This is a genomic window from Streptomyces sp. LN549 (assembly GCF_043203805.1).
GTDB lineage: Bacteria > Actinomycetota > Actinomycetes > Streptomycetales > Streptomycetaceae > Streptomyces.
The window spans coordinates 3,755,172-3,772,860 of record NZ_JAZHRI010000002.1 but is presented as its reverse complement, the minus strand read 5'-3'; the positions used below and the strand labels follow the sequence as shown (position 1 = coordinate 3,772,860).

Here is a 17,689-nt window from a genome sequence, read left to right as displayed (position 1 = left end):
GTCGTCGCGCTGCTCATCCCCCGGTATGTCCCTCCGTGTCACGGCACTACGGCGTCTGCGAGTCGGCCCGCCGCCATCGGCACACCGGCCCGCGACCGCCCACTGTCCCACGCCCGGCGATGAGGGGGTCGAACGGGGGTTCGCGGTACGCCCGGTCGGGCAGGGCGTCGGCCGGCTTCCCCAAGCATGGACCCGCACTGCGGTGAACGAGCGTCGGCGGGCATAGTGGGTGCCGCTCGCGAGGCAGCTATAACCACGGGGAGAAAAAGGGCAGATGGCATCACGGCGGGACGAACTCAATGCCTACACCTTCGCGAAGAAGCGGCTGACCGCCGCCTTTCTGCAACCGTCCGCCGTCGGTACGGACGAGGGGGCGCCGCGCCCGCTGCGGGCCGTGCTGCCGGGCGTGGTGGTGGGCGCCCTGCTGGTGGCGGGCTTCGGGGCCTGGGGCATCTTCAAGCCCAAGGTTCCCGACGGCTGGGACACCCCCGGTGCCCACGTCATCGTCGGCAGCGAATCGACGACCCGGTACGTCGTCCTGGAGACCGACGGGGTCAAGCGCCTTCACCCCGTGCTGAACTTCTCCTCCGCGAAACTGCTCCTGGACCCGGACAGTTCCTCGGTGATCCAGGTGGACGAGTCCGAGCTCGACAACGGGAAGATCCAGCGCGGCCCGATGCTCGGCATACCGTACGCACCCGACCGGTTGCCCAGCAGTGACGACGCCGGCCGGAACAAGCTCTGGGCGGTCTGCGAGCAGCCGGGCGCCGGCGCCGGCGACACCGTGCAGAAGGCGGTCTTCCTGCTCGCCGACCGGGAGGCGGACAAGGTGGGCGGCAAGCGGCAGCTCCACGCCGCCCAGGCTCTCTACGTCGAGGCTGACGGCGGGACCGGCACGCGGTACCTCGTGGACGCGAACGGCACACAGCACGTCATCGGGGCCGCCGGCGGCGGCAAGCTCTCGGCCCGGGACGAGGTACTGCGCCGCTCACTGTTCAGCGAGGGGGCGAAGCCCCAGAAGGTCACCAAGGACTGGCTGGGCACCCTTCACACCGGCGCGCCGATCGACTTCCCGCGGCTGCCCGGCAAGGCCGGCGACCCGGCCGGCGTCACGGGCCTGGACCCCGCCCTGAACAAGGTGGGCACCGTACTCAAAGCCGTGGCGGGCACCGGCATGCAGCAGTACGTCGTCCTGCCGGGGGCGGTCGCCCCGGTGTCCGACCTCGTCGCCAGGCTGCTCCTGACGAGTCCGGAGGCGGAGGTGCTGGGCCAGAAGGCGCAGGCCACCGAGGTCGGACCGCAGTCCTTCACTCCCTCGCCGGACGAGTTCTACGCGAAGTACGGCTGGCCGGAACAGGTCCCGACACAGGCCAACGACACCTCGGCCCGGACCGGAACCGTCTGCAACGTGCTGCACGGCGTCAATGCGGCGGGTAAGCCGAAACTGACCACCTGGGCCGGACCGCGATACCCGGTCGCCTTCCTGGACGGGGCCACCAGCGCGTACGTCACGCCCGGCAGCGGTGAGCTGTACCGCCAGTTCAACGGTTCGTCCCCCACCACCGGTTCGCTCTTCCTCGTGACGGACACCGGACTGCGTTACGCGGTGCAGACGAACAACGACAGCAGTGCGGACCCCTCCAAGATCGGGGCATCCCCGACGCCCGGGAGCTCGGAGGGCCTGGTTGCCGAGGTCAACAAGGCCCAGATCAGGCTCGGTTACCAGGACGTGAAGCCGCTGCCGGTGCCGGACAACTGGTCCGCGCTCCTGCCCAAGGGGCCGCGGCTCGACACCAACAGCGCCAAACAGCCGCAGAGTTCCTGACGACGGAAGGGAGGAAGCGCGTGATGATCACTCGCAAGGGGTTCCGTTCTTCGGCCGTCGTGCTGCTCCTGACGGGCTCGGCGGCAGTCGGCCTGCCGGCGTACGCCCAGACGCCCGCGGCGGCACGGGGCTCCGTCCCGCAGGCCGAGGGCAGCGGTGAGTGCACGTTTCCGATGACGAAGCAGATCAAGGGCCGTCCCTGGGCGCTCCAGCGGCTGGTCTTCGACCGGCTCTGGCAGGACACCAAGGGGAAGGGGGTCCGGGTCGCGGTGATCGACACCGGGGTCGACGCCACGAACCCCCAGCTGAAGACCGCAGTCGACCGGGCGTCCGGGACCGATCTGCTTCCGCCGTCGAAGGACGGGAGCCAGGACCCGGCCGCGGGGGCTTCCAAGGGCAAGGACGGCACCACCGATCTGGTCGGCCACGGCACCAAGGTCGCCGGCATCATCGCGGCCCGCTCGCGTCTGGGCACGGGGTTCGTCGGTCTGGCTCCGGAAGCGACGATCATCCCCATCCGGCAGAACGACGACAAGGGCACCGGCACCGCGGCCACGATGGCTGCGGCCATCCGCCACGCCATCGCGAAGCGCGCCACGGTCATCAACATCTCCCAGGACACGGTCAAGCCGCTGAAGGCCGACTCCGACCTGGCGCTCGCGGTGCGCGAAGCTCTGAACAAGGACATCGTCGTGGTGGCGTCGGCGGGCAACGACGGCCTCGCCGGCAAGGTCAAACTGACGTATCCGGCGGCCTATCCGGGCGTCCTGGCGGTGGCCGCGTCGGACCGCAACGACGAGCGGGCGCCGTTCTCCCAGACCGGATCCTTCGTAGGGGTCGCGGCCCCGGGCGTGGACATGGTGTCCACCGTGCCGAAGGGCGGCCAGTGCGTCGACAACGGCACGAGTTTCTCGGCCCCCTACGTCGCCGGGGTCGCCGCGCTCCTACGGGCCAAGCACCCGGGCTGGAAGCAGTTCCAGGTGGTCGCCCAGATCGAGCAGACCGCCGAACGCGCGGTCAAGGGGCGGGACGACTTCATCGGGTGGGGAGTCGTCGATCCGGTGCGTGCGCTCAATGAGGACGAACACCCCGTGGACGCCCCCGCGCCGGACCGTGCCGTTTCGAATGGTCCCGCCGGACCGGAACCAATCGCGCTCCAGATGGGTGAGACAAGGCAGGAGCGGTTCGAACGGATCTCGATCTATGTGACGGCCGCCACGGGCCTCCTGGTCGCAGTGATCGCTGGAACCGCGATCGTGCTGCGGGACCGGCGCCGCCGGCGAACAGGGTGAATGGTCAACAACTATCTAGGCAGGGGCCTCTGTTGGATTCAGTGGTGGTCGCAGCTAAAGTGTTTATTGACAACTTTGGTTCGATGTACATGCGGAATCCGACAGTCGGGTAGCTTGCAACATCCGATTCATGGGGGAAGGTGCGTTGTGGGAGACAAACTCAAGCTTTCAGCCGATCAGATCGACAAGCTCATCGGCGAGCTCGGCAATATGCACGACACGCTCGAAAGCAGGATCAGCCACCTCAACGGGGTCATCGACGCCGTCGAGGGGCACTGGAAGGGCGTCGCGGCCAACGCGTACAACGGCCTCCAGACGCAGGTCAATCTGGACGTGCGCAACCTGAAGGAGCTCCTGGCCTTCACCAAGGAAGCCGTTCAGGCGAGCCGTGACGGCTTCGACGCCGAGGAGATCGAGCGGCTCAACAGCTTCAAGGGCGTCGGCGGCGAAGACCTGGGCAGCAACGGCGTCCTGGACCGGTTCCAGGTCTCTTCGTAACCCGTCCCAGACCCGCCTCGCATCAGGAGACTGTTCCATGGAGATTACGTACTCCGGCGTCGTCGAAGCCTCGAACCAGGTCAAGACGACTGCCAACACCATCAAGACCCAGCTCGACGAGCTGAACACCAAGGTCAAGGCCGTCGTTGCCACGTGGGACGGTGAGACGCAGCAGGCGTTCCACGACCGTCACAGCACGTGGGACATCAAGGTGAACCACATGCACGAGACCCTGCTGACCATTTCGACGAAGCTCATGGAAGCCACCGAGGGCTACCGGGCGAACGACCTGGCCCAGGCCAGGCGCTTCCACGGCTGACCCAGGCTCAGATGAATCACGACGGAACCGGCAGGCTGTGGGTGCGGGATGCGGTCACCGCATCCCGCACCCGCGCCTGCGGCTCCGCGGCACTTTAGGGGAGGTGCTTCCATGGGTGCTCTACTTCCGGACGATCCGGCGACCAAGCCGTCGGACCTGGACACGCCCACCGAGTCTCTGCAGAAGTTCAAGATCCGCGTGGACAAGCTTCTTACCGCGCTCGACGGGTCACCGGCCGCGCACGGCCGCATCACTGAACAGAAGGTCACCCCGACCGCGTACGGCACCGGCTTCCCGGAGGCCATCGGGCTCTCGGGCGCCTACGACAAGGTGCACGCACGTCTGGTGGAGCTCTCCAAGACGCTCGGTGACCAACTGGAAGCGATGGGCATCACCGTCGATATAGCGGACCGCGGTTACCAGAACGTGGACCAGGAGCACGCCGACCGGCTCAACGCCATCCAGAAGAGCACCGAGGCCAGCTACAGGAAGCCTGGATCCGACAAGGATCCTGCGGCGCCTGCAGAGGACAAGACCGGCACGGGTTCGTCCAGCGGTCAAGACGGCTTCTAACACGTGAAGTGAACGGGGGACAGGGACACGCATGGGTGACTCGAAGAAGCTGCCACCACTCAATGCTTGCTACAACACAACCGACTTCGAGAACGCGCGGTACGAGGACATGGTCGCCATGGTCCGCGGCGTCGATCCCACGGGGATCATGGCCCGCGGCACCGCTCTCGTCGACGCGCAGGTCGAGATCGAGAAGATCGGCACCGAGCTCAAGGAACACGTAGGCCGCACCACCTGGAAGGGCAAGGGCGGTGACGCCTTCCGCGAGTGGGGCGACGGCTTCGCCAAGGAGACCCTGAAGCTGGCCGACTACGCAGGCGGCGCGGGCTCTGCCATGCAGACGGCCGGCCAGGCGCTCAGCGAGGTCTCGAAGGTGGTCCAGGGGCATCCCGAGGCGACCGCGATGTGCTACGCGGACGCGGAGAAGGAAAAGACCCGTCTCGCCGCCGTCGAGACGGCGCGGAACGAAGCCATTCCGCAGATGAACAAGCTCGCCTCGTACTACCTGATGGCGGAGCAGACGATCTCCTCGCAGGAGGAGCCGAACTTCAAACCGCTGCCGGAGGCGGCGCTGCCGACGGGCTCATACGATGGCGGGCGGACGCGCTACGCCGACCCGGCAGGCACAACCGCCCGTGCGGACTCGGGGGCAGGTGCGCAGAGCGGCAGCGGCTCGACGAGCAGCCACCACTACACCGTCTCGCCCCCCGGCTCCACCGGGTCGTCCCCTGACGGCGTTCCCGTCGTCCACACGCCGCAGCACGTCACTGCGGTGCCCGGGGCCCCGGACACCACGGGGACGAACATCGACACGGTGACGATGCCGCAGGCCCCGCCGACCACCGCGACCCCGCCCACGGGTGGGTTCCCCCCGCAGGGTCCGACGGGCGGTGGACACCAGACACCTCTTCCGCCGGTGGTGATGCCCACGCGCCCGGGTCCGTTCGGGCCCGGAGACGGCATCGGGCGGATCACCCCCACGGGGCCGGGCGGCAGGGGCGGCGTGGAAAGCGTCCGGCCTCCCGTGATCAACCCGGGCAGGGGCGGAGTGGAGAGCGTCCGGCCTCCCACGATCACTCGGACCGACACCGGCATCCACGGCGGTACGCCGGCTCGGGGGCAGACCGGCCCGGTCCGGGGCACATCGCGTGGCCTGGTGGTCGGCGGCGAGAGGCAGTCGACCGGCCACGGGATGATGGGCGGCGGCACCGGCGGTCATAGCGGCCCCGTGGGGCGGCCCAACGGCCTCGGCGGCTCGCAACGCCTGGTCACCGAGCCCGGTGGCACCGTGCGGACACCACGCGGAACGCAGCCGGGTGCGGGACGGGAGTTCACCCAGGGGGGCACTGGACTCGTCCGTGAATCGCCGCGAACGGGCAGTGCGATGGGCCCGATGGGTGGGGCGATGGGCAGCGCGTCCCAGGGCACGCCGCGACGTTCACAGCGACGTGATGGCGGGCATCCGGGATACCTCGACGATGACGAAGAGAACTGGACCACGGGGGACGACGGCGTTGTTCCTCCCGTGATCGACTAGAGCCGGTTCCGGAGCAGCGACGCCGGACTGCGGACAGAGAACGAGTGGGTGGCATGAGGTCAACGGTCAGGCGTCGATGCAGGCGTGCGCCGGCGGTGGTGGCAGCACTGGGTTCCCTGCTCCTCATCGGCGGCGCCATCGCACCGGCCGCGGCCGCGGACACCATGCGCGACCGCGAGTGGTATCTGGACCGGATGCAGGCCGCTGAGATGTGGAAGACCAGCACCGGCAAGGGGATCACCGTCGCTGTGCTCGACACCGGCGTGATCCCGTCTGTTCCTGAACTGACGGGAAGAGTGCTGGCGGGGAAGAACTTTGTCGAGCCTCAGCGGGGTGCGCACAAGGACTCGGACGGGCATGGCACCGCCATGGCGATGCTCATCGCGGGAAACGGGGTGAACGGTCAGGGTGTGAAGGGTCTTGCTCCGGACGCGCGCATCCTCCCGTTGACTGTGTTCGGATCCAGTAAGGAATCGGGAACCAACAGCATCCCGGCTCTGGTCGCGGCCATCCGGTATGCCGCCGACAGCGAAGCCAAGATCATCAACATGTCGTTGGGCTTCGAGTACTTCTTGCTTGATGAGGGCGAGCGGGCTCAGATCCAACAGGCAGTGGATTACGGCGTGAAGCGCGGGAAACTGCTTCTGGCAGCAACCGGCAACAGGGGCGACAAGGGAAACGATGCCGCGTACCCGGCAGCAAGTCTCGGAGTCGCGGGCATCGGGGCCATCGACAAGACGTCCTCGGTGACGAAGTTCTCGGTGTCGGGACCCCAGGTGGCGCTGGCTGCCCCAGGCGAGGACATCCCGATCCGTTGCGGCGGTGGCACGCCCGGATACTGCAGCAGCTGGGGAACCAGCCAGGCCACCGCCATCACCTCCGCATCGGCCGCCCTCATCTGGTCCAAGCACCCTTCCTGGACCGGCAACCAGGTGCTCCGCGTCCTGATGAACACCGCGGGCAAGCCGACCGAGGGCGCGATCCCCAGCCGCTACATCGGCTACGGGACGATCCGCCCCCGCCTGGCCGTCCTCGGCGACCCCGGAAACCCGGGCCCGGCCGACGTGAACCCTCTGGTGGCTGCCCGGTCGCCCAAGTCCCCGTCGCCGTCCGCCCCCAGCGGATCCGGAAGCCCGACGGCCGCCTCGAAGCAGTCGGCATCGCCCGCCGCCTCGGCGAAGGCCGATGACGACAAGGGCATCGGCGCGATGATCTGGGTCATCGCCGGAGTCGGCGTGGTGGTCGTCGTCGGCGCGGTGCTCCTGCTGCGCCGGAGAGCAGCCGGTATCCGGCGTTGAGTGCGGGATATCACGCACCGTCCCATTCGAAATCATCTGTACGCCATAGGCCAGGAGGAGGCATCGTGGACGACGAATTCATACGCAGCCTGCAGCAGTTCCAGCAGCAGGCACTGAACCTGCAGAGCATGATGACCGACATGCAGAATCGGATGCCGCAGGGTGTCGAAGGAACGGACGCCCAGGGTGCCGTGACCGTACGCATGGCGGCGGACGGGCTTCCGGAATTCATCAGGGCCGCATCGGACTGGCAGCGTCGGCAGGGTCCGGAGGCTGTCGGGGCTGCTGTAAGCGAAGCCTACGGAGCGGCCATGAGCCGGCAGATGACGGCATGGGGCCAGGCGTTCGAGGATGTCGACTGGCAGGGCAAGGCCGACCGTCTGGACAGCCAGTTCGGTCAACCGGACGCCTCGGCCGCTCCCGCAGCCCAGCCCGACATTCCTGAGCGGGATCTGCGCTACGTGGTCTCCCGCCCCCTCGACGTGCTGGCCGAGGACGTTCTTTCGGCCTTCGATGCGGTGGAACGGATGGACGAGACGGCGTCAGGACCGGCCGAGGTCAACGGAACGTCCGCTGCCCGCCATGTGACCCTCGTCGTGTCCAAGGGGGCTCTGCGCTCTTGCGAGGTAGATCGGCATTGGGCGGCCGATCAGTCGTACATAAAGCTGAACCAGGCCTTCGAGGAGGCGCTCGGTGATGCCCGGGACAAGCTGAGCAGCATCGAGGCTGCAGCCGCGGACGGCCTTGCAGGCCTGCAGGTGGATAGTTTGCTGGACGAGGCTCTGGCAATACTTCGCGATCCGCAACGCTTCATTGACTGAGTTTCGAAGGGGCAGGTCGACATGGCAGATCTCAAGCACATCACCGATGCGCTGCGGACCGAAGCGGGAATGTGGGACGAGCAGAGCGTTTCCCTGGGGGAGGTGTCCCGCGCGACCGACGAGATGAGAATGACAAAACTCGAGGCAGGCCTCTTCTTTCTTGTTGCCTCCAACTACAACGAAGCTATCGATCACATCTCGGCCCGATGCTCCGAGGGGCAGAGCCGCATGTCGGAGGTCGCAGATGCATTGATCAAGAACGCGAACGCCTACGACAATCACGAGGCGGAAACCACCAAATCCGTCGAAGACGCCTACTGATAAGGGGAATTCTAAATGGCGTTCAATGTGGCTCAAACGCAGGAGACAGTAGGGAAGTTGAACTCCGGCGTTACGAAGATGTCGACCAAGTTGGACCTCATAGGCCCGGCCGTCGAAAAGGCGATGAACCATTGGTACATTCCGGATGCCATCGCCAAGCCGGTGATCTGGGCTGCAAACAAGTTGATAGAGCTCGGATGCTGGATCCGGGACAAGGTCATCGAATGCCTCAAGGGTGCTGCCGCGCCAGTGTTGTTCTTCCTGGATGCGCAGGAATGGCAAGGGCCGACGATCCGGGGGAAGGCGTCGGGCGTTGCCGGGAACGTTGCGGGGGAAGCGCTCAAGGCGCCCCTCAGCTGGACGGGCGAAGGCGCCACAGCGTACACCGGGGCCGTCAAGGGTCAGCCCGTCGCAGCCACTCAGATCGAGACGACATCCGATAAGCTTGCCACGGCATTGACGCTTTGCGCGGTGGCCGGAGCGGCATTCTATTTGGCGCTTCTGGCCGTTTTGATCAAGGCCATCGTTGTCATGGTCGCGGCAGCCGCTGCCGCGGCCACCGGTGTAGGGGCGCCGGTGGGCTTTGCGGCTGCCGTAGCTGAAGCGCTGTCGGATGCCGGCATCATCACCGGTCTTGTGGTAACGCTGACCGGGGTGGTCACGGCGCAGGCCGGTCAAATTGCCGTTGCCAAGGGTGAAGCAAACGACAACAGTGCCTTCCCGGGAGGCAAGTGGCCGGCCGCGACTGTTTGATGCGGGTGCGGCGCTGTCGAATTGATTCTGCAAGCTCGGCAGTGCTTGACGATGCCGGGAATGCGGGATCTTCTGAATGACGGGTGATGATTTCGCATGTACTGGATTCGAGTGCCGCTTTGGTGTGCCTCCCTGGTCTGCTTCTATGTGGTGTTCGCTGTTCAGCCTCATGGTCTGCCGCTGACGATCCTTCTTTACGCCCTGTTCGTTCTCCTTCCGGCCTGTGGCGAGGGATACGCGCAGCGGCGGCGCCAGAAGGACTGGTACGGACAGTTCGGGTCCACCGAAGCATTGCGGTCGATCGTGACGAACGAGGCGGAACTTCGCCGGATCCGTGACGAAAAGGGGTTGCTGGTGGCTGCCCGCCGGTTCAGGCGCCAATTCCCTCGGTGCCCCTTGCCCGAAGCCCTGAAGCTCGTTCAGTCGCTGTGACCGCTCACGCCCTCCCCGCGGGCCCCCAGGCCGGAGCAGGCACTCCTGGATGCCGTCATGGGCCCGACGGCTGCCAGGGGCCGGCAGGGTCTCTGCGTAGCGCCGGGCCTCGGCACCTGGCTCAGTGCAACGGCACCCGGCGTCACGATCGTGACGCCGGGTTTGCGCATCTCGGGACCGGGCGCGTGAATTCTCGGATCGACAGACAGGTGGCCTGATGCGCGTATCGCGGGTAGTCCTCTGGGGCGTGTCTGGATTTTCTGCATCGTCCTGGCTGTGGCTTGCCCGACAGCGGCCGAGGGGCGTTCTGCATGGCAGACACCGGGTGGGCGCCGAGCGGAACAACGCGACTGGCACGCCGCCAACTTCGGCTCGATCGACGCGCTGCGGCAGGCCGTTGACGAGCCGGGTCTCCGTCGCATCCGTGACGAGAAGGGGGCTGCGAATGCGGTGCGAGAGGTCAAGCGCCAGCGCCCCAAACTTCCGCTGGACGTGGCGGTGACGCTCGTCAAGGCGCTTTGAGTAAAAGAAGGAAGCATCATGACCACTCCCTCCAACACCACCGAAGGGCTCTCTCTCCCCGCTGAGCGGGCGCGCCGCGGCGGTTTCTACCTCGGGCTGATCCTCGCGGCGATGCTCTGCCTGGTGTTCCTCGAACTGCTCGTATTCTTTGTGGTCGGCGTGCTGATCATGGGTGAAGACATCGAGTTCCTGGGCGAGCCGGGTGTCGCCGGATATCTGGGACTGCCGCTGCTGGGAGGTGTGGTGACCCTGCTGCCGCTGCTCGTGCTTGTGCGGCGGCATCCAGGTCTGCGCATCGATTCGACAGGAATGAGCAAGGTGTGGCCGCGCCGCACGGAGACCGTGCAGTGGGCTGATATCGACGAGATTCGGTTCAACAGCAGGCGGAGCTACCTGTTGCTGGTGCTGAAGGCCGGCGCACGCCAGGGGAAGCCGAATGCCAGAGACAAGCGGACTCTGGTTCTGCTCCACTCGCTCGGACACTCCCTCTGGCGCCGACGGAGGCCGGCTCACGCCGACTTGATCATTGACGCGTCCGAGCGGTTCGCCCCGGGAAAGTACACCGCCGAGCCCTGGAACCCGGGCAAGGCCCGCGTATAGAAGAGACGCCTCGGTGCAGAAGAGGAGGGGGTCGGCCCGATTTCGGGCCGACCCCCTCCTCCGTTTCCTCCGTGACCCGCTCAGCCCAGGTCCGGCGGCAGCCAGCCCGTCTGGACCAGGGCGGGTACCCCGCGGCGCGAGACGAACAGGCCGCGGCCCGGAGGCAGTGGGCGGGCCTTCACGTCGCCGAGGAGCTCGCCCTCGCCCGGGTGGCCGGACAGGACGACGCCCTGGGCTCCCAGCTCCTTGAAGCGCTGCATGAAGGGCTCGTACGAGGAGCGGCCGGCCCCCGCGCTGCTGCGCGCGATGATGAAGTTGACCCCGGCGTCGCGTGCGTAGGGCAGGTTGTCGACCAGCTGCGCCATGGGGTTGCCGGACGACGTCGCGACCAGGTCGTAGTCGTCGACGATGATGAACGCCCGCGGCCCCCTCCACCAGCTGCGCGTGCGCAGCTGCTGCGGTGTCACATCGGGGCCGGGGATGCGGCTGGTGATGAGGCTGTTCATGTCCTGGAGGTACTTCTCGAACGAGTTCTGAGTCGTCGAGTATCCGACCAGGTACGGCTCGGGCACGCACTCCAGCAGGCTGCGCCGGTAGTCGCCGACACAGATCAACGCCTCCTGCGGGGTGTACCGCTCGGTGATCTGCTTGATGAGCAGCCGCAGCAGCGCACTCTTCCCGGACTCCGACTCACCGAAGACCGCGAACAGCGGATCGGTGTCGAAGTCGACGAAGACCGGTGCCAGGTTCATCTCGTCGATGCCGAACGCGACACCGCCGCGCGTCTGCTCGGGGCCGCTCGGCAGCTCACGCGCGGACAGCATCCTGGGCAGCATGCGGACCTGCGGGGCGTGCGGGCCGGGCCAGTTGTCGGTCGTGGCCCGGACGAAGGCCGCGGTGGCCTCGGACAGGTCGTCGCCGGAGCCCGCGGCGTCGTCGATGCGCGGCAGGCCGCCCATGAAATGCAGCTTCTCCGCGGTCAGGCCGCGGCCCGGTGTGCCGACGGGGACGTTCACCGCGATCTTGCGGTCCAGTTCGGAGTCGGTCGGGTCGCCGAGGCGCAGCTCCAGCCGGCTGAGCAACTGGTCCTTGAGCGCTGCCCGCATCTCCATGTACCGGGCGACGGTGGCGATCAGGTGGACGCCGAGCCCCAGACCCCGGGCGGCGATGTCGGCGACGACGGGCTCCAGGAACTCGTAGTCCGTCTTGAAGGACTGCCAGCCGTCGATGACCAGGAAGACGTCGCCCCACGGCTCGCCCGGCAGCCTGCCTTCGGCGCGGAGCCGGCGGTAGGTGGCGATCGAGTCGATGTTGTTGTCCCGGAAGAACTCCTCGCGCCGGTTGAGGATCCCCGAGACCTCGGCGACCGTACGGCGGATCTTCTCCGGGTCGAGCCGGGAGGCCACCCCGCCGACGTGCGGCAGGCCTTCGACGGCGATCATGCCGCCTCCGCCGAAGTCCATCCCGTAGAACTGCACTTCGTTCGGAGTGTGCGTGAGGGCGAAGGAGCCGATGAGGGCACGCAGGAGGGTGGATTTGCCGGAGCGGGGGCCACCGACGATCAGCATGTGACCGGCAGCACCCGAGAAGTCCCGCACCAGGGAGTCGCGTCGCTGCTCGAAGGGCTTGTCCACCAGGCCGAAGGGAACGACCAGGGAGCCGTTCTGGGCGTACTGCGGGGAGTGGAGTCCGCGCTCGGGCGTCACCGCCAGCGGCGGCAGCATCTGATCGAGGGACGGGGCTTCGGTGAGAGGCGGCAGCCATACCTGGTGAGCCAGGGGCCCCTGACCCTCCAGGCGGCGTGCGATGACATCGAGAACGGTGTCCGCCAGCGCGTCGGGAGTTGCCTGCCCGGGCGCGTGAGAGACATACGGATCGGGCTCGGGGTAGTGGACGGCCACCGGATCCGCGGTGAACAGCACGGGGCGCCGGTCGATGGGAAGTTCACCACTGCCCGTGACGGCGGTGACGCCCGGGCGGTAGGTACCGGACACATAGGCGGCCTTGAAGCGGGTCATCCCCTCCGTGCCGAACTTCAGGAACCCGGAGCCGGGCACCGAAGGCAGGTGGTAGGCGTCGGGCACGCCCAGAGCGGTACGCGATTCGGCGGCCGAGAAGGTCCGCAGCCCGATCCGGTACGAGAGGTAGGTGTCCAGGCCGCGCAGCCTGCCCTCCTCCAGCCGCTGCGAGGCCAGCAACAGGTGCACACCCAGCGAACGGCCGATGCGGCCGATCTGGATGAACATGTCGATGAAGTCGGGTTTGGCGGTGAGCAGCTCGCTGAACTCGTCGATCACCAGGACCAGCGAGGCCAGGGGCTCCAGCGGAGCCCCCGCGGCACGGGCCTTCTCGTAGTCGGTGAGGTTCGCGTAGTTGCCCGATGACCGGAGGAGCTCCTGGCGGCGCTGCAGCTCACCCGTGATGGAGTCCCGCATACGGTCGACCAGGGTGAGGTCGTCCGCCAGGTTGGTGATGACCGCGGCGACGTGCGGAAGCTCGGACATCCCCGCGAACGTCGCGCCGCCCTTGAAGTCGGCCAGGACGAAGTTGAGCGTTTCGGAGGAGTGGGTGACCGCCAGGCCGAGCACCAGGGTGCGCAGCAGTTCGGACTTGCCGGAACCGGTCGCTCCCACACACAGTCCGTGCGGGCCCATACCCTCCTGCGCGGCCTCCTTGAGGTCGAGCATGACGGGCGAGCCGTCCTCGCCGATGCCGATCGGTACGCGCAGCCGGTCGGCCGTCGAACGCGGCCGCCAGGCGGTGCTGGTGTCGACCGCTGCCGGATCGCCGATCCCCAGCAGATCCGTGAAGTCGAGGTTGGCGAGCAGCGGCTCGTCGTCCTCCGCACCACTGCCCATCCGCAGCGGGGCGAGCTGACGGCCCAGGGCTTCCGCGGTCTCGACCGGCAGGAGGTCGGGCACGCCGTGATAGGTGGCCGCGGCCGACTCCAGCCGGAGGCGGCCCGGCCGTACGGCGATGTGCAGTTGGCCGCGGGGCTCGTTCAGCTCCTCCGGAATGATCTCCACGACGGTCACCCCCTGCAGCCCCTCCGCGGAGGCGAGCAACGACTCCGCCGGCACGAGACTGCCGTCCAGCACGACGACCACATGCGGCTGGTCGAGGAGCGGTGATCCCTCGCGGTTGAACCTCGACCGGCCCGCCAGGGTGCCCTTGAGCAGTTCCTCGACTTCCATCAGGTTGTCGCCGAAGAGCCGCTTCGTACCGGCCCCGTCGGACGTCCCGGGGACCTGGGCGTGCGGCAGCCACTTCGTCCAGTCCCACTGGTCGGTCACATCCGGGGATGCCGCCACCGCGACCACGAGGTCGTCAGGTGAGTGCAGCGCGACCAGGCCGGCCACCATCGCGCGTGCGGAGGCGCGCGCCGGACCCGGCTCGCCCGAGATCACGACGTGGTAGAAGGCGCGAAGCGATACCGCCATGGGGAGGCGGTCGAGCGAACCGTGAGCGGCCAGGAACTGGTGCATGGCTCCGGCCGACAGCGGTTCCAGCTCGTCCAGCGGCGCGGTGCTCGGAGCCACCAGCGGCGTCCACAACTGCTGCGGTCCGAGACCGACGCGGACCTGTCCGAAGTCGTTGTCGCCGATCCGCCGCTCCCAGAGCCGCTCGCCCTCGGCGACCAGCGACCACAGCTGGTCCGGGTCCGGGTGCAGGTAGAACTGCGCGTCCCTCTGGACCCGGGCGGTCTTGCGTACCTTCCGTCGGGTCTGCGCGAGATACTTCAGGTAGTCCCGGCGCCCCTCCGAGGCTTCACCCTGGGATCCCTTGCGGTGCCGCATCACCTGCGCTATCGCCATGGCCGCTGTCGACAGCAGCATCATGACGCCCATGATCTTCATGAACGGCTGTGAGCCGGGCATGAAGAAGAACACCACTGACGAGCCCATGCCGAGCATCGGCAGCAGCTGCATGGCCACGCCCTCCTGCTGCCCGCGTGGCAGTTCAGGAGGCGACTCGAGCCTCACTTCCGCCGCGGATGTCTCAGGCGGCATGGCCCGAGGCGGGCGTTTGACGACGATCTGGGTCACCGGCGAATCAATCCCTCAGTGCGGCCCGGAGAGTTGTGGGCCGGCACCCCCGTGGCAGCGACCTACCTCCGCGTGCCGATAATCCTACGTGCAGCCCGCGGAGGTGCCCCCGATAGGGTGGCGCTCTGGCCCAGGAGCGCGGTGCACAGCGAACGAGGGGGATATTTCAGGTGAGTTCGACCCTGTCGACCGGTTTTTGCCGAATAACAGTAGTGGCACCGGACAGCCGTATCGATGTCGCCCTCCCGGACGATGTCGCTGTCGCCGATCTCCTTCCGGAGATCCTGCGGCTCACCGGCCAGGTCACGCCGCCGGGGGCACCCCCCGGCTACCACCTGGCCCGCCGCGACGGCACCCTCCTGGACCTCACCCACCCGATGGCCGTCCAGCGAGTCCTGGACGGGGACGTCCTGCGGCTTCGGCCCTTCGCGGAATCGCTCCCCCCGGCAGTCTTCGACGACGTCACCGACGCGGTCGCCTCCGCTGTCCGCCGCGACCGCGCCCTCTGGAGCGACCAGCTGTTCCGCGGCTCCGGTCTCTTCGGCGGCGCGCTCCTTCTCGTACTCATGGGCTTCGTGCTCTGGTTCTCCGACCCGGTCCGGCACGACATGCACGGCCTGCCGGGCATCGTTGCCGCCGTCGTCGGTGTGCTGCTCGTCACGCTCGCCGCAGTCAGGGCGCGGAGCTACGGCGACCGGGCCTCCGCGGTCGCGCTCGGCCTCGCGGCTCTGCCGCACCTGATGATCGCCGGGTCCGGCATTCTCGCGCTCGACCCGGGCACCGGCATCGGGCGGCTCCAGTTCCTGCTCGGCTGCGCCACGGTGCTCTGCTTCTCCGCCGGGCTCGTCGCCGCGATGCCGTCCGGAGACGCCCCCTTCGTCGCCGTCGTCTTCGCCTCAGCGGTCGGCACCCTCGCGACGTTCTGCTCGATCCTCGCCGAAGCCCGTCCCAGCGAGACCGCCGCTGTCTGTGCGGTGGTCGCGATCGGAGCCGTGGCCTTCCTTCCCGGGCTCTCCGCGAGGGTGGCCCACCTGCCGATCGGCTACGCGGCCCCCCGCCCCATGACGGATGCCGACCTCGACCACGAGCCGGGCGCCGGCGAGCACGGTCCCGTCGACGCCGAACGCATCGCGGCCCAGGCCCGGCGCGGGCACGAGCTGCTGCTGGGCCTTGTCGGAGGCTGCTGTGTGGTGGTCGTCGGGGCCGCCGCCGTCCTGGGCTTCTCCCCGGACGTCTGGGGTCAGACCCTGGCGCTGGTCGCCGGCCTGGCGATGCTCTTGCGAGCACGGCTCTTCCGCTACACCGCCCAAGTCGCCGCAGTGCTGGCCGCGGGCCTCACGTCCCTGGGCCTGCTGGTGCTGGGGCTGTCGCTCAATCCGCCGACCAGCGCCGTCATCAAGCTCCTGACGGAACAGGACCGGGGGCCGCTCGACATCCGTACTCTGTGGCTCGCCGCGGCCGTCACGGCCGGCGCCGCACTGCTGATCGGGATCGCTCTGATCATTCCGAAGAAGGGTCTGTCGCCCTTCTGGGGCCGTTTCTCCGACCTGGCCGAGGTGGTTCTCCTCCTCGCGCTCGTCCCCCTCTGCCTGGCCGTCCTCGACGTGTACTCCTCGGCGCGGGGCATGACGAGCTAGGGCCTTTCACCGGGAACCTGCGCAGCACGCTGTTCCTGACCAGCTGGTGCTCGGTGTGGGTTTCCACGCCGAGCAGGGCGGCCTCGGGCGGGGCACCTGCCGCAGCAGCGGAACAGGGGCTGCTTCCGGAGCCGCGTGGCCGGGCTCCGGAAGCGACTGCTCGCAACTGTCGTTGCCAGTACGTCACTCACATGGGTGAGTCAACTCTTGGGACAGGTCCGGGCGTTACGTGCGGACATATTCTCCTGGCAAGAACGAATTCGGTGCTCGGGGCAGTTCGAGCATCACGCCGCTCGCAGGAGTCCCGCATGGTCAGTTCGCCCCACGAGGCGATGCACCGCATCTTCCAGGAGTACCCGGGCCTGTTCTCCCGTGTCTCGGAAGTGCTGGGGATCACGATCTCCCCACCCGTCTCGGTCACCGTGATGCCTACCGACCTGACCGAGAACCGTCCACTGGAACGGCGCGTGGACACCCTGCTGCGCCTGGACACGGAGAACGACGAGCCGTTTCTCCTGGCCATCGAGGCCCAAGGGAAGAAGGACACGGACAAGCCGGCGAGCTGGGCCTATTACCTGTCCTACCTGTACACGAAGTACCGGCTCCCGCCGCTGCTGCTGGTCGTCTGCCAGGACCGTGCAACCGCGGAATGGGCCTCCCGCCCGGTCCCCATCGGCCCCCGCCAGTGGCCCGCGCTCACCCTGCGCCCGCTCGTCGCGGGCCCGCACAACATGCCGGTGATCACCAATGTCGCCGAGGCCCGCAAGGACCTGGCGCTCACCACGCTGGCGGCGATCACACATGCCGCCGATCCGGACATCGGTGCCATACTGAAAACGCTGTCCACCGCTCTGCGGGACGTACCGGAAATCATCGCCGATCCCCTTGTCGAACTCACCGCACAGGGCCTGGGCAACCGCCCGGCCGCACAACAGTGGAGGAATCTGGTGGCCGTGGACCTCTCTTTCTACAAGTCCTTCATGGCAGAGGAAATCCGGGACGAGGGCCGGACGGAAGGCCGTTCGGAGGGCATCGCGCAGGGCATCCTGCTCTTCCTCGCGCGGGCAGGCGTCGACGTACCGGACGAGGCGCGTGAACGAATCACCACCTGTGGCGATCTCGACACCCTGAACCGCTGGCTTCTGCGGGCCCCCACCGCCCGGTCGGCCGAGGACGTCTTCGCCGAGGAGTAGGCAGCCCCTCAGCCGAAGCGCG

General features: G+C 67.8%; 16 protein-coding genes. 15 read left to right on the top strand and 1 reads right to left on the bottom strand.

The window, feature by feature from the left end; all coding sequences use genetic code 11:
• Nucleotides 1-274 precede the first annotated feature (274 nt).
• The 13 genes from eccB (at nt 275) to SH922_RS16835 (ending at nt 10,791) form a co-directional block, all read left to right on the top strand.
• The gene (gene eccB, locus SH922_RS16895) at nt 275-1,825 is read left to right on the top strand and encodes a type VII secretion protein EccB (protein ID WP_393058788.1); all 1,551 of its coding nucleotides are present in this window, start codon (nt 275-277) and stop codon (nt 1,823-1,825) included.
• 23 nt (nt 1,826-1,848) lie between these two features.
• Nucleotides 1,849-3,117 (top strand): type VII secretion-associated serine protease mycosin, encoded by a 1,269-nt coding sequence (gene mycP / locus SH922_RS16890; protein WP_393058787.1) that lies wholly within the window; start codon nt 1,849-1,851, stop codon nt 3,115-3,117.
• A 147-nt stretch (nt 3,118-3,264) separates the two neighbouring features.
• Nucleotides 3,265-3,615: a WXG100 family type VII secretion target gene (locus tag SH922_RS16885; RefSeq protein ID WP_393058786.1), complete on the top strand. Its 351-nt coding sequence runs from the start codon at nt 3,265-3,267 to the stop codon at nt 3,613-3,615.
• Between the two features lie 37 nt (nt 3,616-3,652).
• Nucleotides 3,653-3,934, top strand: coding sequence for a WXG100 family type VII secretion target (locus SH922_RS16880; protein WP_250969229.1), 282 nt, complete (start codon nt 3,653-3,655; stop codon nt 3,932-3,934).
• Between the two features lie 111 nt (nt 3,935-4,045).
• Nucleotides 4,046-4,507 carry a hypothetical protein gene (locus tag SH922_RS16875; protein WP_393058785.1) on the top strand — a complete coding sequence of 154 codons (462 nt, stop codon included), beginning with the start codon at nt 4,046-4,048 and terminating at the stop codon, nt 4,505-4,507.
• 31 nt (nt 4,508-4,538) lie between these two features.
• Nucleotides 4,539-6,044, top strand: a complete 1,506-nt coding sequence (locus tag SH922_RS16870) for a WXG100 family type VII secretion target (protein ID WP_393058784.1) — start codon at nt 4,539-4,541, stop codon at nt 6,042-6,044.
• Nucleotides 6,045-6,139: 95 nt separating this feature from the next.
• The gene (locus SH922_RS16865; RefSeq protein ID WP_393058783.1) at nt 6,140-7,342 is read left to right on the top strand and encodes a S8 family serine peptidase; all 1,203 of its coding nucleotides are present in this window, start codon (nt 6,140-6,142) and stop codon (nt 7,340-7,342) included.
• 65 nt (nt 7,343-7,407) lie between these two features.
• Complete coding sequence (locus SH922_RS16860) at nt 7,408-8,163, top strand: hypothetical protein (protein WP_393058782.1); 756 nt, start codon at nt 7,408-7,410, stop codon at nt 8,161-8,163.
• A gap of 21 nt (nt 8,164-8,184) precedes the next feature.
• Complete coding sequence (locus tag SH922_RS16855) at nt 8,185-8,484, top strand: hypothetical protein (RefSeq protein WP_393058781.1); 300 nt, start codon at nt 8,185-8,187, stop codon at nt 8,482-8,484.
• A 15-nt stretch (nt 8,485-8,499) separates the two neighbouring features.
• Complete coding sequence (locus SH922_RS16850; protein ID WP_393058780.1) at nt 8,500-9,237, top strand: hypothetical protein; 738 nt, start codon at nt 8,500-8,502, stop codon at nt 9,235-9,237.
• A 96-nt stretch (nt 9,238-9,333) separates the two neighbouring features.
• Nucleotides 9,334-9,669, top strand: a complete 336-nt coding sequence (locus SH922_RS16845) for a hypothetical protein (RefSeq protein WP_393058779.1) — start codon at nt 9,334-9,336, stop codon at nt 9,667-9,669.
• Nucleotides 9,670-9,945: 276 nt separating this feature from the next.
• Nucleotides 9,946-10,191 (top strand): hypothetical protein, encoded by a 246-nt coding sequence (locus SH922_RS16840; RefSeq protein ID WP_393058778.1) that lies wholly within the window; start codon nt 9,946-9,948, stop codon nt 10,189-10,191.
• Between the two features lie 18 nt (nt 10,192-10,209).
• Nucleotides 10,210-10,791: a PH domain-containing protein gene (locus tag SH922_RS16835; protein WP_393058777.1), complete on the top strand. Its 582-nt coding sequence runs from the start codon at nt 10,210-10,212 to the stop codon at nt 10,789-10,791.
• 80 nt (nt 10,792-10,871) lie between these two features.
• Here SH922_RS16835 and eccCa read toward each other — a convergent pair whose 3' ends face one another.
• Nucleotides 10,872-14,837, bottom strand: a complete 3,966-nt coding sequence (gene eccCa, locus SH922_RS16830; RefSeq protein ID WP_393058776.1) for a type VII secretion protein EccCa — start codon at nt 14,835-14,837, stop codon at nt 10,872-10,874.
• Nucleotides 14,838-15,007: 170 nt separating this feature from the next.
• Here eccCa and eccD point away from each other — a divergent pair, with 170 nt between their 5' ends.
• Together eccD and SH922_RS16820 are read left to right on the top strand one after the other, a co-directional pair.
• Complete coding sequence (gene eccD, locus SH922_RS16825; protein ID WP_393058775.1) at nt 15,008-16,474, top strand: type VII secretion integral membrane protein EccD; 1,467 nt, start codon at nt 15,008-15,010, stop codon at nt 16,472-16,474.
• Between the two features lie 308 nt (nt 16,475-16,782).
• The gene (locus tag SH922_RS16820) at nt 16,783-17,667 is read left to right on the top strand and encodes a hypothetical protein (RefSeq protein WP_393058774.1); all 885 of its coding nucleotides are present in this window, start codon (nt 16,783-16,785) and stop codon (nt 17,665-17,667) included.
• The last annotated feature ends 22 nt before the right edge of the window (nt 17,668-17,689 follow it).

What these genes read in the sequence shown, in the direction of transcription:
- eccB (WP_393058788.1), top strand. Translation starts at nt 275, where the DNA reads ATGGCATCACGGCGGGACGAACTCAATGCCTACACCTTCGCGAAGAAG.
- mycP (WP_393058787.1), top strand. Translation starts at nt 1,849, where the DNA reads ATGATCACTCGCAAGGGGTTCCGTTCTTCGGCCGTCGTGCTGCTCCTG.
- SH922_RS16880 (WP_250969229.1), top strand. Translation starts at nt 3,653, where the DNA reads ATGGAGATTACGTACTCCGGCGTCGTCGAAGCCTCGAACCAGGTCAAG.
- SH922_RS16875 (WP_393058785.1), top strand. Translation starts at nt 4,046, where the DNA reads ATGGGTGCTCTACTTCCGGACGATCCGGCGACCAAGCCGTCGGACCTG.
- SH922_RS16870 (WP_393058784.1), top strand. Translation starts at nt 4,539, where the DNA reads ATGGGTGACTCGAAGAAGCTGCCACCACTCAATGCTTGCTACAACACA.
- SH922_RS16855 (WP_393058781.1), top strand. Translation starts at nt 8,185, where the DNA reads ATGGCAGATCTCAAGCACATCACCGATGCGCTGCGGACCGAAGCGGGA.
- SH922_RS16850 (WP_393058780.1), top strand. Translation starts at nt 8,500, where the DNA reads ATGGCGTTCAATGTGGCTCAAACGCAGGAGACAGTAGGGAAGTTGAAC.
- SH922_RS16845 (WP_393058779.1), top strand. Translation starts at nt 9,334, where the DNA reads ATGTACTGGATTCGAGTGCCGCTTTGGTGTGCCTCCCTGGTCTGCTTC.
- SH922_RS16835 (WP_393058777.1), top strand. Translation starts at nt 10,210, where the DNA reads ATGACCACTCCCTCCAACACCACCGAAGGGCTCTCTCTCCCCGCTGAG.
- SH922_RS16820 (WP_393058774.1), top strand. Translation starts at nt 16,783, where the DNA reads ATGGTCAGTTCGCCCCACGAGGCGATGCACCGCATCTTCCAGGAGTAC.